Here is a 16126-nt window from a genome sequence, read left to right as displayed (position 1 = left end):
CTGAATACGGCACTACTCATCCGACACCTCCAACCCCCGTCTCCGTGCCTGCTCTACCACGCTAATAAACACATCCTCCAGGGAGAAGGCGATCGCCCGATGCCCCCGCACCTGCACTCCTACTGCCCGCAGGTGTTCCTCAATGTGAGAAATATAGCGTTCTGGGTGTTCTAAAACCGTGTGCAGTCGAGAACCAAAAATGGATACTCGCCAGCGTTCTAGCCGTTGTTTCAACACATCGGATGCCTGCTGTAACGGCTCGCACTCCCATTCCACCAATTGTCCCGGTTGCTCGGCCTTCACCTGACGGGGTGTCCCCTGAGCGACCAGTTCTCCGGCAACCATAAAGCCCAGACGGTGACATTGCTCTGCTTCTTCCAGATAGTGGGTGGTGACGAGAATGGCCATGCCTTGCCGCGCGAATTCGTTAATCCAGCGCCAAAACTGGCGACGGGCCAGGGGGTCTACACCGGAGGTCGGTTCATCTAAAAAGACAATACGCGGTTCGTGTATGACAGCGGCCCCAAAGGCGACCCGTTGTTTCCAGCCACCGGGAAGGTCAGCCGTCATCCGATCTGCCTGTCCCGTCAGATCGCTGATGCGCAATACCCAATCTTTCTTGGCACGGCGATGACGTTGGGGAATGCCGTATACCCCGCAGTAAAACTCCAGGTTTTCGTCGATAGTCAAGTCATCGTACAGCGTGAATTTTTGGGACATGTAGCCAATCTGTTGACGCACCGCACGACTTCGTAACTCACCAGATTCTCCCGCTAACATGACGGTTCCAGAAGTGACGGGCAGTAATCCGCAGAGCATTTTAATGGTGGTGGTTTTCCCAGCCCCATTAGCACCGAGCAGACCAAACACTTCACCGTATTGAATGTCAAGTTGGATGTCTTTAACGGCGTGGAAATCACCAAACGTACGATTCAGATTTCTTGCCCCGATCGCTGTTCCAACGGATCGCTCGATTGAATAAATCCGGGGATAGTCTCCCGATGAGCCTTCGCCTTTCAGCGTGCGCAGACGTGAGACAAATGTGTTTTCTAGGGTCGGTGAATCCTGTTCAATGGCCTCAACCAAAATTTCGTGTTGCGTCAGGATACGGCGAATCCCCTCCGCCGTTTGCCGGGGTTGTGCGGTGAGAACATCGAGGCGATCGCCAAACCGTTGCACATCCGCGATCGTATCCTGCACATCTGCATTCTGATGAAGTACATCTTCTGCCCGATCTAACTGTGCGACAGGCAAATAGACTTCCAGTCGTTGCACGCCTAAACTGGCTTTTATCTGGGCAACCGTATCGCATTGTTGAATCCTGCCTGCATACATCAGCGCAATGCGTGAGCATCGTTCCGCTTCATCCAGGTAAGGTGTTGCGACCACCGTTGTCATGCCTTCCGAGGCCGCCAGTTGTACTAAAATATCCCAAAATTCGCGGCGGGATACCGGATCAACCCCTGTTGTGGGTTCATCCAGTAATAAAATGCGCGGTTGGTGTACCAGTGTGCAACACAGTGCGAGTTTTTGCTTCATCCCACCGGATAACCGACCAGCCAGGCGATCTTTAAATCGGTCCAGATCCAGCAACGATAAGTAATGATTCCCACGGGTTTCTAAATCGCGATCGCTCACCTCATGTAATCCTGCTGTGTACCGCAGGTTCTCCCATACACTCAGGTCCTGATACAGACTAAAGCGCTGCGTTAAGTAACCAATTTGCAACCGGGCATCGCGAGGATTTTCCCCCAGCACGTCTACCTCTCCCGCCGTCTGCGTCATCACTCCAGAAAGGATTTGAAACGTCGTCGTTTTTCCGGCCCCATCTGGGCCAATAAGCCCAAAGATTTCGCCAGGGTAAATGTCTAGATTGAGGGTGGCGATCGCCTCCACCCCTTGCTTGCCATAGCGATGGTGCAAGTCACGAATTGAGATAATGGGCGCTTCTGGTGGACGACGGTAGGCTGAAGCTGAGAGGGTCTGTGTCATAAGAAACTCTCACTCTGCCAGGTTTTCTGGAATTAGAATTCGGCCGTCGGCAGGCATTCCCTGCTTCGCTAAACCCTGAGGGTTCTCGATGGTCAATTCCACCCCGAATACCTGGGTTACTCGGTCGTCCTTAAAATAAGTGTTTTCAGGTGTAAAACTCGCTTCGGGGTCGATGCGGCTTACGGTAGCGTCCAGTGGGCGATCGGGGAATGAGTCGAGATACACGTGAGCCTGTTGCCCAATCTGCACACGACCAATCTCCCCCTCCGGGATAAAGCCACGCAGGTACAGGCCATCCGTATCTACCAGCGTCAGAAGGGGCGCACCTGCCGCTACCACTTCCCCCGGTTCCGCCAGACGGGTAATGATGGTGCCCGAAGCAGGGCTGCGAATGGTCAGATCATCTAAATTGGCTTGAATGCGAGCCTGTTCGGCCTGAGCACTGCGAATGTCGCGTTGGGCGATCGCCACTTCCGTTTCGGCCTGGGCAATCTGCCGTTCAATCTGCAAAACTTCCGCTGCGCGAATGGGGGAGTTTTGCTCTCCTGCCTGAGCCTGGGTTAATTGCGCCGTTGCGGCCTGCACCCGCTGTTGGGCGGCGCGAACCTCGGCCTGAGCCACCCCCAATTGTTGATTCTCCTCATCCAGCCGTTGTGCGGAAGCTGCCCCCTCCGCAAACAATTGGCTATACCGCCGTTGCTCCACCTGGGCCAGTTGCAACCGCTCCTGAGCCGCTGCCAACTCGGCCTGAGCCACCGCGACTTGATTTTGTGCCTCTGTGACCTGCCCCTGACTTTGCTGCCCCGCTTGCGCCTGTTGAAGTCGAGCTGCCTGCGCCTGTGCCTGCAATACAGGAATTTGTTGTTGGGCGCGCTCCAGGCGATTCTGGGCCGCTTCTACGCGGGCGATCGCTCCCTCCAGCTGAGCCTGCAATTCGGCCTCATCCAACTCAATCAGTAACTTCCCCGTCTCTACCCGTTCCCCTTCTCGCACCAAAACAGCCTCAACCTGTCCCCCCGTCTTTGCCGAAATATCGGTTTCGTATCCCTCAATTCGCCCGCTCAAAAACAAGCCATCGGGTTCAGGTTCATAGAAGAACAGACGATAAATCCCAAAGCCCAGCCCTGCCAGGAGCGCGATCGCCCCCAATATTCTCACAGGTTTAGGGATACCTCGCCGGGGCTTTTGTGGCGGTGGAGCATGCTCAGGAACAGAGGACTCGCTATGTCCAGGCGATCGGGTTTCCAGTGGCAACGTATTAGTTGGAGGGGAACTATCAGACGAATCAAAGGATTGGGTCATAGGTGCCGTTCCTCGAATGGAGATGCGATCGCAGACATGGATACGAACGAGGAGTTGGACCAATAGCTGCGTTATCTAACAGAATTTTAATTGATTAGTCAATCAACAATCATTAAAAAAAGTGACGCTTTGTCTACGGCTGTATAGCACTCATAACAAGTAAGGTTAAATACCGATGATAAAAGTGGTGCAGCACTTTGCGCCGCACCACTTTTATCATCGGTATTTAACCCGGCATGATATCAGTAGGTGGTTGCCATTAAACATAAGACCAGGCAGATCAGGTTGACGAATCTGCCTGAGGCGGTTGTGTCTAGAGATGGCAACTGTGTCAAACAGATTCTACAGCGGGGAATTGGATGCCTTGCAGAAATACCTCAACGGCTGTAGCTACCATCATGTCAGGGCTAAGTTCTTGAGCATCGGGTTGATGAAACACGTGTCGTGTGAGTGCATAGGCAACCAACGAGCCCATAAAACAACGAGCTGCTGCATTTGGGTTCAAGGGTTTAAACGTGCCTGCGGCAATTTGCCGTTCAATGTAGCGGGTCAAGAAGCCGATAGAGCGACTGGGGCCGATACTATTCAACAGTTCTCCTACAATCGGCTGCCGAATCGCCTCACTCAGTACAAGGCGCATTAAGGCATTGGAGGTCGGGTTCTCCAGGGCTCGCAGAAAGGCATTGCCAAAGACCAGCAAGACTTCTCGGGGAGGCTTACCCATCATGTCTTCGTCATTGTGGCTCAGCAGTTGTAGCAGCGGCATCCGTTGCTCAAGCACCTGTCGAAACAGATCGGCCTTGTCTTTGAAGTAGTGATAGATCAGGCCAGGAGAGCCGATGTTAGCGGCGATCGCAATATCCTTGTTGGTCGCCTTCTCAAAGCCTTTTTGAGCAAAAACCTGCAACGCCCCATCAATAATCTGCTGGCGCTTATCCTCAAAATCCTGATCGTCTCGCGATGGCATGGAGTTTATTGACTGATTAATCAATGAAGATGGGTTTATAGTAACACCTCTTCCACATTCCACTACCCCCAAATTCTGCTTTAGAGCAATATGCAAGTGCGTTAAGGACGGCAACGGTGGTGTGAGGCACGGAGCGCCTCACACCACCGTACTTAATCAACCCGCACAGGGCTATAGTAGGTTGTTTTGCTCTGAGCGCAATTGCACGACTGAGAAGCGGGTCGACCTTACCGTTGTGTGTGATGTATAACGGACATCACACACAACAAGAATGCCTAAGGAGATTTCTGAGAAACAATATCCCCATTATTTGGAAAAAAGGCGCGGCGAAGCCGCGCCTTTTTTCCAAATAATGGGGAAGTTCTTATCTGGAAATCTCCTAAGTCCCATTACTGCTGATGGGTTTGCTTCTTCCTATCCCGCGTTCAGAACATCACTCAGACATTTCGCCAACTCCTTCGCCGTGTAGGGTTTGGGCAGAAAGGCATGGAGATCCGTGCCCACAATAGAGGGCAGGTGGGTACTGGAGAGCAGCCCGCTCACCGCGACAATTTTTACCTGCGGATTGATCTTGCGGAGGGTTCGAATCGTTGTTGGCCCATCCATGACAGGCATCATCAGGTCAATGAGAACCAGCTCGATCTCCTCTTTGTGTTGGGCGTAGAGGGCGATCGCCTCAATCCCATCATTGGCTGTTAAAACCCGATAGTTATAGGCTTCTAGAGAAGCCTGACTAACCTCACGGATGGCTGCCTCATCATCGACCACCAAAATCATTTGGCCCTGACCCGGACTGAAGGTTTCTTCAGGTACGGGAGTTAATTCGTCCACATGAACAGCCGGTAGATATACCCGGAACTGCGTTCCTTTGCCCACCGTACTGCTGACATCGATGAAGCCCCCGTGCCCCTTGATAATGGCCAACACTGTCGAGAGTCCTAATCCCGTTCCCCGTCCCAGTTCCTTCGTGGTGAAGAAGGGATCAAAAATCCGCTCCAGAATGTCTGGAGCAATCCCCATGCCTGTGTCGGTTACGGTCAAGACAATATAAGGGCCTACGTGGGCATCCAGATTCATCCGTGTGTACTGCTCATCGATATGCAGGTTGGCGGCTTTCAATCTCAGACGTCCACCATCTGGCATCGCATCTCGTGCGTTCACACAGAGATTCATTAGCACCTGATGGAGCTGCGTTGCCTCACCGGAGACCAGCCATAAATCTGGGGCAATATCCATCTCCATATCAATGGATTTTGGAAAGGTCTCATGGGCAATTTCCCGAATTTCGGTAATCAAGTGCCGCACTTGCAATGCTGTATGCTTACCCTCCACCCCGCGAGCAAAGGACAGCACTTGTTTAATCAGCGCTCCCCCGCGACGGGCACTCGCCTGGATCGTTTCCAAAAGTTGCTGCTGTTTTTTCTCATCGGCAATCGCGTGCATTAGCAAAAGCTGTGCTGACGACAAAATCGGCGTGAGAATATTGTTGAGATCGTGGGCAATACCACCTGCCAGCGTGCCAATACTTTCCATCCGCTGAGCCCGGAAGAACTGTGCTTCCAAGGCTTTTTTCTCAGTGATGTCATTGTTGATTTCAAGAATTGCAATTGGCTTACCATCGTTATCCCGCTGAAGCGCCCAACGGCTGGCAATGCTGCGCTGTTGTCCATCCTGCCGGGTATGGAGCAGTTCCCCTTCCCAGTAATTATTTGCCAGAAGTTCAGCCTGGATTGTTCCCAAGGGTTTAGGAAATTGAGTCTCTAATAGCACCTGGGAATTTTGATCGTAGGCTTGCTCTCGAGGCCAACCGTAGATTTTTTCTGCCCCCTGGTTCCAAAATGTAATGCGATCGTCAATGTCTCGAACGATGATCGCATCGTGGGCTAACTCTAGTAATTGCGCCTGTTTCTTTAAGGACTCTTCAGAACGTATGCGTTCACTCACATCGGTTTGCAACCCAATGAAGTAGATGAGTTCCCCTCGTTCCGAAAACACTGGAGAAATCTTCAACTCGTTCCAAAAAGGTTGCCCATCTTTGCGGTAATTCAATAGGGTAACTGTGGCTTCTCGCTGTTCTTGAATCGCCTGCCGGAGCAGCCCTACACTAACAGAGTCTGTATCAGGCCCTTGCAGGAAACGGCAATTACGCCCAATGACCTCTTTCAGTTCGTACCCCGTCATCCGCAGAAAAGCCGGATTCGCATACACGACGGGATTATCGAGCTGGTGGGGATCGGTGACGAGAATGCCCTCGGAAGCGGCTGCGATCGCCTGCCCCAAATAACGATTCTCCTCACCTACCCGACGCAGGGCAAGCTCATGCCGCTGACGCTCGGCTAGTTCGGCCTGCTGCTCGGCCCACGTTTGGCGATCGCGTCGCACCCGCTCCCAATAGTTGATGAAGAAATCCGCCAATTCGGGGGTATCTGCGGTTAAGCTAGCAAAATAATCCTGTACCCGGCGATCGTCCTGATATGCCACCTCCGGGTTGCTTTCCATCCAGACATGGCAAGTTTTAACATAGGCAATAAAACTTACCAGGTAATGATAATAAGTGACACCCAGGAGCTGTCGTAGCATAGCTCGATGTGGCTCACTGGACTCAGGCTGTAATGCAATAAAAATTGCGCAGTATAGAACACTGGTCTCCACCTCCAGATCGGAGGGCCAAGCCTGTAGCGATTCACCATGAGCAGCGAGCACCGCCAAATGATGTTCCACCTCAGCTTCCCTGGGTGGGGGTGCTTCCAATAACTCTAGAACAGCTGCTGCTTGCATTCCCAATCCATACAGCGAGCAACTGTGGCAGATCATGCAATAGGGAACAGCACAAAAGCGCGACAGATAGGCTGATAGCTTTTCTTTGAATAAAGCAGGAAGCGGGTTGAACAAATAGGCCGTCTGAGTTTGCTGCCAGAGGTTTTCTAGCACAGATAAACTTTCAAACGCAGGACTAAAGAAAGTAGGAACAAACCCAAGAGTAGCTTGAATTTCGGCCTGGATATCTTGACTGCGTTCGGAGGAGGACAGTGAGGATATCGCCATAGCGACATCACGGGATTGAACCATAGTCATTTAAAGTTTCTTCTAGCAAAGAAGTTACAACGAAACAATCAAAGTCAACAGCTGGCGGCATTAAAAGCAGTTTTGTTACTGAATGGATGAGGTAGCTCGACCAGCTTCTCTCAATGCTTAGTAAACCTGAAACGTTGTCCCAACAAGGATATTAAAAAAGCATTGTTGAGTCAGATGCAGTTGAACATGGTTGTTTTGCAGTAGGGCAAAATCTGCTTTTGGAAAGAGACTAAATTCCTGATTTATCTCTATGGTAGTAGACTTTCAGTTCATTAAAAAGTCTCTGTTCAAGCGTTAATACTGTTTTATATGAAGCTGTGGCGGGACGCTACGCGTCCCACACCATTCTGCGCAGCTTCATATTGATTTGGTATAACTTATTTAAGCAATTGAACCTAGACATACCGACCTGCAAAGCAAGCTCGTCCTAACCATAAAACAGGCATCAAGAAACTTTGAGGAAGATATCGCCATAGCCATCTACCTTAGGACAAAGGGGCTATGGAGGCTTCCGATATTGCGATCGCCTGGTATCACCCGTATCTATGAACACCATCACCCCAAGTTTGTACCTACGGTTCACCTCTCGATGTTATAAGAGTGTGGTGCAAACCCCACCCGTTTTGAGGAATGATTGCCAACCCTGCTATTGCCCTGACTGATTATGTGATCGTCCTTGAAGCGGCCTTCTTTGCCCTCAGGCTAGTTTGGTTAGGGCGCGTTGGGCAGCTCTGGGCTGCTGCTTTTGTCAGCACGGGCTTGGCCGCAGCCTTCGGAGGCACAGTGCATGGTTTTGTGGATACCCTGTCGCTACGGATGCAAGTCTTGCTATGGCAGGGGGTTGTGGCTAGCCTGGGGATTGCAGGTTGCCTGATGATCATTGCTACGGCTTGGGAGACTTTAAAGGGGCCTATGCGGTATTGGCTCATGGCGATCGCCGTGTGCAAGGCTAGCATCAGTTTATCGTTTGCGATCGCCCACCTGAGTTTTGCCTGGAGTGTTGTTGACTATCTGGTCTCGATGATCATTGTGTTGATGCTACGACAGCGGGCAACGATGGTATCTTGGGCCTCCACGATGATATGGACAGTCCTTGGGGTAGGGTTATCAGCAGCGGCTATCCTGGCACTCCTATTCTCCAAATCAGAGACGAACTGGCTTCAGCCGGAGGTACAGTATCACGTTATTCAAATGGTCGCTTTATACAGCTTTTTTCGCGCAGCTTGTGTCAGTCAACACTCGCGCTACTAAGGATTGGGTGTTGAATAACCCATAATTATTTTTGTGAGAGGGTGCTCAAGTTATGCAATACCGCTTAAAACGGCATTATTCGCTAGCTTGCCATCTTCCATATGAACAATCCGATCAGCCACATCCAAGATTCGATTGTCATGAGTTACCAGCAAAATTGTACAGCCTTGTTCTTTGGCTAAAGTTTGCATCAACGTCACGACGTCCCGACCTGATTTGCTATCCAGGGCTGCGGTAGGCTCATCGGCTAAAACGATTTTTGGGTGGCTCACTAGGGCGCGGGCGATCGCGACCCGCTGCTTCTGTCCTCCTGATAAATCATCTGGATAGTAGTCAAGCCGGTGCCCCAATCCCACCTGTTCTAGCATCGCAGTCGCTCTTGCCTGCATCTCTGCAACGGATAGGTAGTTGTGCAGCTCCAACCCCATCTTGACGTTCTGTACAGCCGTCAAACTGTTATGCAGGTTATGGGCTTGAAAAATATATCCGTTATTCCTCCGAGCCAATGTTAAATCAGTAGCACTCGCCCCACATAATTCCTGCCCCAATATCTCTAAACTTCCAGTCTGGGCTGAACGTAACCCTCCAACTAAAGTGAGTAATGTAGTTTTACCGGAACCGGACGGCCCTGTCATAATCACAATTTCTCCAGCGTTAATCTCTAAATTGATATCGAACAAGACTTGTTTACGTAATTCGCCGTGGCCGAAGACATGATTGAGATGGCTGATAGAGATGACAGGAGACATACGCAGTTCCTTTATTTAGGTTGAAGTTCTATTTTTCATGCACATAGCACACGAAGAATAAAACCTTGAGAAAATCGTTAAAACATATCTGCTGGATCAGCAGATTGTAATTTGCGAGTCGCGATCGCCCCCGAAATGGCACACATCAGAATGGTCAGAACAAGAACAGCGATTGCCCGCGATGATTTCATGTAAATTGGTAGAGCTGTCGCCTGTGCCGCGACGCGATACAGGCCAATCGGCAAAACAAAGCCAGGAATAAAGCCAAGCAAAGCCAGAATGATGGCTTCCTCAAAAACAATAGCCAACAGGTATTGATTGCGATAACCCATGGCTTTAAAGGTGGCGTACTCTTTTAAGTGGCTATTCACATCGGTGGATAGCACCTGATATACAATGACTACCCCAACAACAAAGGCCATGGAGGTACCCAATCCAAAAATAAAGCCAATTGGGCTTTCAGTTTTCCAGTAGCCTTCTTCAAACGCGATGTATTCTTCGTGGGTGAGAACTCTGACATCTTCAGGCAAATAAGCGTCAAGCTCAGCCGCAACAGCCTCGGAATCATAGCCCGGTTCAATTTTGATCAAACCAAGACTGACACTGGCCGCTTCCCTGCGGGGAAAGAAGTGGAGGAACGTTTGATCACTGGCAATCAGAACGCCATCTGCTCCAAAAGATGCTCCGAGTGTGAATAACCCCGCAATGGTAACAGTACGCCGCTCGATTTCTGTCGTGGTGGGTTGGCCCTGTTCGACCTGGGCGATCGCCTGCGTATAGTCGCCCCGTGCATTGCGGTCAAACAAAACCTGATCCGGCAATTTGAGCTGATCGAGTTGTTGATTGACCTCCGGCAAGTTCAACGCGGATTGATCCGGATTGAACGCGATGACTTGGATGGATGCCTCTTTGCGGGTGTCAGGATGCTTCCAGGTAATAACGTTGGAATAAAACGGTTCAGCCGATTGAACACCCTCAATATCATTGGCTTGATACAAGCGGCGACGAGAAAACGTGCTTAGGTTTTGTGTGTTCCGCGCCTGGGGGCTGACCAATACAATATCAGCATCGAGGGCACGGCTGAGCTTCGTGTTGCTATCGTATAGGGCACTTTGAAAACCCAACTGCATAAACATCAAGACATCAGCAAAGGCAATACCGGAAAGGGCAACCAGCAAACGGCTACGTTCTCGGCTCAATTGCAACCATCCCAGGGGAGTGCGCCGTTGTAATTGCTGAAGAAGGGATATCATTGCTCAATGACCGCTGTAATTTGTAAGTTGGTAAATTTTGCTGCTCGTTGGCTCGATGGAACATCCAGCGCAATATGGACTTCCACAATCCGGGCATCAATATTTGTGCTGGGATCTGTATTCACAGTGGTTTGCCGTTTGACTTCCGAGTCAATGCGCTCTACCGTTCCCGATAAATCACTAGAAATTGAGTCACTGGTGATGCGAACGCTTTGTCCTGGTTTTACACGACTGATGTCACTTTGATACACTTCAGCGATCGCATACATCCGCTGAGTCTTTCCAATGTCGGCAATACCGTGACTAGAAACCACCTCACCAGCATGGGTGTGAATTTCAAGCACCTCAAACTCTTCGGGCGACTGCGCTGGGTCTCCGGGTACTCGCACGTAAGCCTGATCCAGTTCAGCCTTTGCCTGGTGCATAGCGGCGATCGCCCGATTCACTTCTGCTTGCTTTGCCTGCACATCTACAGGACGTACCTCCGCAATTTGCTCCAGCCTTGCGCGAGCCTGGCTTAGCTGAGCAGGGCTTGTGGATTGAATGCGTATCAGCACAGCTCTGGCTTCTTCTACACTACGGCGGGCTGTGTCGAGCGCCAACCGTCGGCTATCCAAATCTACAGCAGAGGCAGCCCCCTCCTGGTAAAGCGCCTGATAGCGATTAAAGTCAATTTCAGCATTTTGCAGTTCTGCCATGAACCGAGCCACTGTTGCTTCTTGAGCCCGAATATCGCCCTGTCGTTGCGCTTCCAACCGATCTATTTCAGCCCGTTGGGCGTCAATTTCTCCCTGCTTTGCTCCCGCACGGGTAATAGCCAATTGTGCCTCGGCTACTCGCACATTCTCCTGGGCCTGCTCATAGGCTGCCTGCAAGCGATCGCGATTATCCAGAATGGCGATTACCTGCCCTGCCTGAACGCGATCGCCCTCCTTCACCAACACCTGCTCCACGCGATTTCCGCTATTAGACGGAGCCGATAACTGAATCACTTCACCCTGCGGCTCTAAACGTCCTAAGGCCGTCACAGTTATAGGACGCGGCGGAGAAGCTTCGGCCGCCTGAGCAACGGAGTGGGTGGGGATTTGCGATCGCCAAACCCCATATCCAACTCCTGTAGCGACCACCACAGCCACCGTTGCAACTCCAGCCCACTGTCGCCCCTTCCAGCTATTGACCCGTAAATCTTGCAGCATCAGCACACTCCTGTATGCATTGATCGAAACGAAACTGTTTCGTTTCGCATATAACTAAACTAAACAGTTTCGTCTTGCGGTGTCAAGGGTACAATGGGCGAAGGGTAAATCAGTGGATGCGTGAATGAGTGAATAAGCTACTAGTTCAATACATTGAGACCAATTCGTTGGATGCAAGAAGGCGTAGTTCTTGTAAACCGCAACTTCTGAGGCTGCACAGCCCCATCTTTCCTGAATGCGCCACTACCCATTCCCCATTTACTTCCAATGGCCACCTCCCGCGACTTATCCCCTGAAAAAACTGAAGCGATCCTGGATGGTGCTGTGCAAGAGTTTTTAGAGCATGGTTATGCAGGAGCCCGGATCGATCGCATTGTGGCGGCCGCCGGAGTATCTAAAGCAACGGTTTATCGGCATTTTCCAGATAAGGAAGCCCTATTCACCGCGCTCACTCGGCGCATGGCATCCCGAAAGGAACTGTTTCAAATGCAGAAAATTCAATCCTTTGAGGAGGAACCGAGCAGCTTTTTAAGACGATATGCCAGCAGAATGCTCGACAATGTGGCGAGCGATCCACAAATTCTGACATTTCTCCGCATTATTATTGGTGAGTCTGGCCGGTTTCCTGAATTAGCTCGATCGTTTGTTCAGAATATCGAAAAACCCAGTCTTGACTTCCTCACCTACTATCTCAGTTCTCATCCTAACCTTCAGATTGAGGACCCCGAAGTGGCAGCGCGATCATTTGTTTCCACCTTGATCCACTTCGTAATGGTACGTGACATTTTACATAGTGGAGACATTATGCCGATAGAGCGCGATCGCCTGCTTGACGGTTTACTAAAGTTAGTGACTGCTAGCAAGTCGAGCCAGTAATCGCTCACCTTTCAGATAACGAGTCATAATATATCTCCACCCCTTTTTCGAGCTACGCATTATGGTGCTATTCCAGATGAATCCGCTTAGCTATCCCAAGCAGGCGGCACCCCTGCTAAGGATTCGCAACCTGAACGTTCATTTCCCCATTTATCGGGGAGTATTCTTTCGGCGTCAAATTGGCGCGATCAAAGCGCTAGATGGTGTCAGCTTCGATATTCAACGGGGTGAAACTCTGGGACTGGTGGGTGAATCTGGGAGTGGCAAAACGACAACGGCCCAGGCCATTCTTCAGATGATACGTCCAACCCAGGGTGACGTATATTTCGAAGATATCAACTTAACTCAATTAAACGAGGAAGCCGTTCTGGGCATGCGCCAGCGGATGCAAATGGTCTTTCAGGACCCCTATGGCACCCTTAATCCACACAAGACGATCGGTGACCTCTTAAGTGAACCATTGGATAATTTTGGTGTGGTTGGCGGATTAACCCGCCTGGAACGTATTGTTCAATTACTAGAAATGGTAGGGCTTGATCCAGAGTGCATGTACCGCACCCCCTATGAGTTTTCAAGCGGGCAACGGCAACGTATCGTGATCGCCCGTGCTATGGCTGTTAATCCGGAGTTCATTGTGTGCGATGAACCTCTGGCCACCCTGGACATTGCCACGCAAGCTCAAATTATCAACCTATTGCAAAAACTTCAGAGTGAACTGGGTTTAACCTATCTATTCATTGCCCATGATCTCAGCGTAGTACGCAATATTTCCGATCGCATTGCCGTTATGTACGCTGGCAAAGTTGTTGAACTGGCCGATCGCGCGACCCTCTACTCCAATCCCCTCCATCCCTACACCCAGGCCCTTCTCTCCACCATGCCAATTCAAGGACCCCTGATGGAAGTAGGACGACAACAAGCCAGGCTCCAAGGTCAACACCCAAATCCCGCTAATCCGCCCCAGGGATGCCGTTTTCATCCCCGTTGTCCTCTTGCTCAGGATAGGTGCCGTCAGGAACCAGAACCCAACTTCCAAGATGTCGGCCACGGGCACTATGTAGCCTGTCATATGGTTCCTTAAAGCTGTGTATTTGGAATCTGCCCGGAAACCGAAAACCCAATGTGAGGGGGGTGGGGTGCATCTGCACCTCACCCCCCTCACATTGGGCGTCAGCTTTGTCACCACTCCCACTAAAAGAATGACCGGTTGTTTTATTTGTGCTCTTTGAGAAGGCATCAGCGTCTAAAAAGTAATGGTGGATACAAGCCCCTCAGCGGATTTGGTTAACTCTTTGTATAGTCAGTTTCAAAAAAGCTGTTCATCAATGGGAGGGTTCTCATGAGTGGATTGGGTGGTCTTAACAAATCTCCAGATGGAGTTGTGCTGGGTTTAGTTCAGTTGCAGTTACCAAACGTTGTTACTCCCGATGATTTAGCTGAACAAACCCAACACGTATGCTCTCTGGTAGGCAAGGCACGCCGCAATATGCCCTCCATGGATCTGGTTGTTTTTCCCGAGTATTCTCTGCACGGGCTATCTATGGATACCAATCCCGACATTATGTGTCGCCTGGATGGTCCAGAAGTAGCTGCCTTTAGCGCTGCCTGCCGAGATAATAGGATTTGGGGTTGCTTCTCCATCATGGAATACAATCCTCACGGCAACCCCTACAACAGCGGCATTATTCTAGATGATCAAGGTGAATTGAAGCTGTACTATCGGAAGCTGCATCCCTGGGTCCCTGTTGAGCCTTGGGAACCCGGAAATTTGGGCATTCCTGTCTGTGAAGGGCCGAATGGGAGCACCCTGGCCCTAATTATCTGCCACGATGGCATGTTTCCGGAAATGGCGCGGGAATGCGCTTATAAAGGTGCGGATATTATGCTTCGCACAGCAGGGTACACGGCTCCTATTCGCCATGCCTGGCACATCACGAACCAGTCCAATGCCTTCTGTAACCTGATCTACACGGCATCTGTTTGTATGTGCGGCAGTGACGGCACTTTCGACTCTATGGGAGAGGGCATGATTGTCAATTTTGACGGTACACCTCTCGTTCTTGGAAATGGCCGCCCCAATGAAATTATTACGGGTGAAGTACGTCCCAAACTCGTTCAAGAGGCGCGTCGCCATTGGGGGGTAGAAAACAACATCTACCAGTTTGCCCACCGGGGATATGTCGCTGTGAAAGGCGGCGCACAAGATTGCCCCTATACCTACATGCAAGATCTGATCAATGGCTGCTACCAATTACCCTGGGAAGAGGAAGTAATTCATCAGGATGGCACGTCCTGCGGCTTCCCAGCGCCAACTCGAACCTATCAACCCATGCCACTCATTGAAACGGTTCAATAGACTCGAGTGCGATGAAGTTGAACGGAAGAACATTGTTCTTCCGTTCAATCGCTATTCTGGTTGATGTTGAAGGGTAGCGATCGCCCCCCTTAACCACTCAACATACGCCTGTTCCCGCCGCTGGACTAACTCCAGAGCCAATCGCTGCATCTTCTGCTCCCGAGAAATGCCCGGTGTCGTCAGTGATGGAAGAGCGATCGCGTCACACTCCTCCAGTTTTCTCTGCCGTGCTTCTAACTCCTGCTCCAGCAACTGCACGATCGCGTCATCTGGCAATTGTGCCGCAAAGTGAAGTTGAACCAACAACGGCTCCCGTAGAATGGGTGGTGGCTGATGAGTCTGTAACCATTGCTGGAGTTCTGTCTGACCGGCCTTGGTGATGCAATAGACCTTGCGGTTGGGGCGATCACTCTGAATCTCCACTGTACAGGCGATCCACCCCTGCCCTTCTAACTTTTCTAATGTGCGATAAATCTGAGCCTGATCTGCCGACCACAGATGGGCAATGCATTGGTTAAAGCATTCTGTTTTCAGGTCGTAACCCGTGCGCTCCTGCTGCTGCAAAAGCCCAAGAATCACATACGCAAGAGACATAGGCGGATAACCGCTCCTTAAGGGGGGACAACCGTATAGCTAAAATCATTATAAGTCTATGCTACTATATGATCAGTCAGATATGGGATAGGGCAAGTAAACGTTTTCATTCTTTACGTCCCATCCCCATTCACCATTACCCATCGCTCTATATGACCCAACTCCGCACCGTTGCCGGGATCATCAATAGCGTCGAAACCCTGGAAGGGGCAGGCTTTCTGGTACGTCGCCCTTTCCCAAAAAGCAGCTTTTCAGACTATGACCCATTTCTTCTGCTGGATGAGTTGGGGCCAATTGTGCTTAAACCCGGCCAAGCCAAAGGCGCGCCCGACCATCCCCATCGTGGCTTTGAAACGGTCAGCTACATCTTAGATGGACGCCTGGAGCATAAGGATTCCGAAGCAGCCCTTTCAAGGTGCTTTTTTATCTTTTTTAGATTTCGATTCACTCAGCAATCGAGCAGTGGAGACATGAGGTTTGTCTTTTTGCCGTTCGGGTTTTGGAACTTTCTTTTT

At 50.7% G+C, this 16126-nt stretch carries 13 protein-coding genes; 5 read left to right on the top strand and 8 right to left on the bottom strand.

What is annotated here, in order from left to right; translation table 11 throughout:
• Positions 1–12: 12 nt before the first annotated feature.
• The 4 genes from NDI52_RS30140 to NDI52_RS30125 form a co-directional block, all read right to left on the bottom strand.
• Positions 13–1992, bottom strand: a complete 1980-nt coding sequence (locus NDI52_RS30140) for an ATP-binding cassette domain-containing protein (protein WP_190774942.1) — start codon at positions 1990–1992, stop codon at positions 13–15.
• Between the two features lie 9 nt (positions 1993–2001).
• Positions 2002–3357, bottom strand: a complete 1356-nt coding sequence (locus NDI52_RS30135; protein ID WP_242035562.1) for an HlyD family efflux transporter periplasmic adaptor subunit — start codon at positions 3355–3357, stop codon at positions 2002–2004.
• Positions 3358–3625: 268 nt separating this feature from the next.
• Positions 3626–4261, bottom strand: coding sequence for a TetR/AcrR family transcriptional regulator C-terminal domain-containing protein (locus tag NDI52_RS30130; protein ID WP_190774941.1), 636 nt, complete (start codon positions 4259–4261; stop codon positions 3626–3628).
• 414 nt (positions 4262–4675) lie between these two features.
• On the bottom strand, positions 4676–7330 hold the full coding sequence (locus NDI52_RS30125) for a PAS domain S-box protein (protein ID WP_199330924.1): 2655 nt from the start codon (positions 7328–7330) through the stop codon (positions 4676–4678).
• 636 nt (positions 7331–7966) lie between these two features.
• Here NDI52_RS30125 and NDI52_RS30120 point away from each other — a divergent pair.
• The gene (locus tag NDI52_RS30120; RefSeq protein WP_190774940.1) at positions 7967–8587 is read left to right on the top strand and encodes a hypothetical protein; all 621 of its coding nucleotides are present in this window, start codon (positions 7967–7969) and stop codon (positions 8585–8587) included.
• A gap of 50 nt (positions 8588–8637) precedes the next feature.
• Here NDI52_RS30120 and NDI52_RS30115 read toward each other — a convergent pair whose 3' ends face one another.
• From NDI52_RS30115 to NDI52_RS30105, 3 genes are all read right to left on the bottom strand, one after another.
• Positions 8638–9336 (bottom strand): DevA family ABC transporter ATP-binding protein, encoded by a 699-nt coding sequence (locus NDI52_RS30115; protein WP_190774939.1) that lies wholly within the window; start codon positions 9334–9336, stop codon positions 8638–8640.
• A 77-nt stretch (positions 9337–9413) separates the two neighbouring features.
• Positions 9414–10589, bottom strand: a complete 1176-nt coding sequence (gene devC, locus NDI52_RS30110) for an ABC transporter permease DevC (protein WP_190774938.1) — start codon at positions 10587–10589, stop codon at positions 9414–9416.
• Positions 10586–11785 carry an ABC exporter membrane fusion protein gene (locus NDI52_RS30105; RefSeq protein ID WP_190774937.1) on the bottom strand — a complete coding sequence of 400 codons (1200 nt, stop codon included), beginning with the start codon at positions 11783–11785 and terminating at the stop codon, positions 10586–10588. Before NDI52_RS30105 ends, devC begins: the two co-directional genes overlap by 4 nt.
• Before the next feature lie 267 nt (positions 11786–12052).
• Here NDI52_RS30105 and NDI52_RS30100 point away from each other — a divergent pair, with 267 nt between their 5' ends.
• The 3 genes from NDI52_RS30100 (at position 12053) to NDI52_RS30090 (ending at position 15017) form a co-directional block, all read left to right on the top strand.
• Positions 12053–12661: a TetR/AcrR family transcriptional regulator gene (locus tag NDI52_RS30100; protein WP_190774936.1), complete on the top strand. Its 609-nt coding sequence runs from the start codon at positions 12053–12055 to the stop codon at positions 12659–12661.
• A gap of 61 nt (positions 12662–12722) precedes the next feature.
• Positions 12723–13742, top strand: coding sequence for an oligopeptide/dipeptide ABC transporter ATP-binding protein (locus tag NDI52_RS30095; RefSeq protein ID WP_190789173.1), 1020 nt, complete (start codon positions 12723–12725; stop codon positions 13740–13742).
• A gap of 258 nt (positions 13743–14000) precedes the next feature.
• Positions 14001–15017 carry a formamidase gene (locus NDI52_RS30090; protein WP_190774934.1) on the top strand — a complete coding sequence of 339 codons (1017 nt, stop codon included), beginning with the start codon at positions 14001–14003 and terminating at the stop codon, positions 15015–15017.
• 51 nt (positions 15018–15068) lie between these two features.
• Here NDI52_RS30090 and NDI52_RS30085 read toward each other — a convergent pair whose 3' ends face one another.
• Entirely contained in the window at positions 15069–15611 is a 543-nt protein-coding gene (locus tag NDI52_RS30085) for a PadR family transcriptional regulator (protein ID WP_190774933.1), read from the bottom strand.
• 152 nt (positions 15612–15763) lie between these two features.
• Between NDI52_RS30085 and NDI52_RS30080 the strand changes: the two genes are divergently transcribed.
• The coding region (locus tag NDI52_RS30080; protein WP_348256878.1) for a pirin family protein at positions 15764–16126 on the top strand (363 nt) is incomplete at its 3' end.

Source organism: Leptolyngbya sp. PL-A3, from assembly GCF_039962325.1.
Lineage (GTDB): Bacteria > Cyanobacteriota > Cyanobacteriia > Elainellales > Elainellaceae > Vacuolonema.
This window is presented reverse-complemented; position numbering and strand designations above follow the sequence as displayed.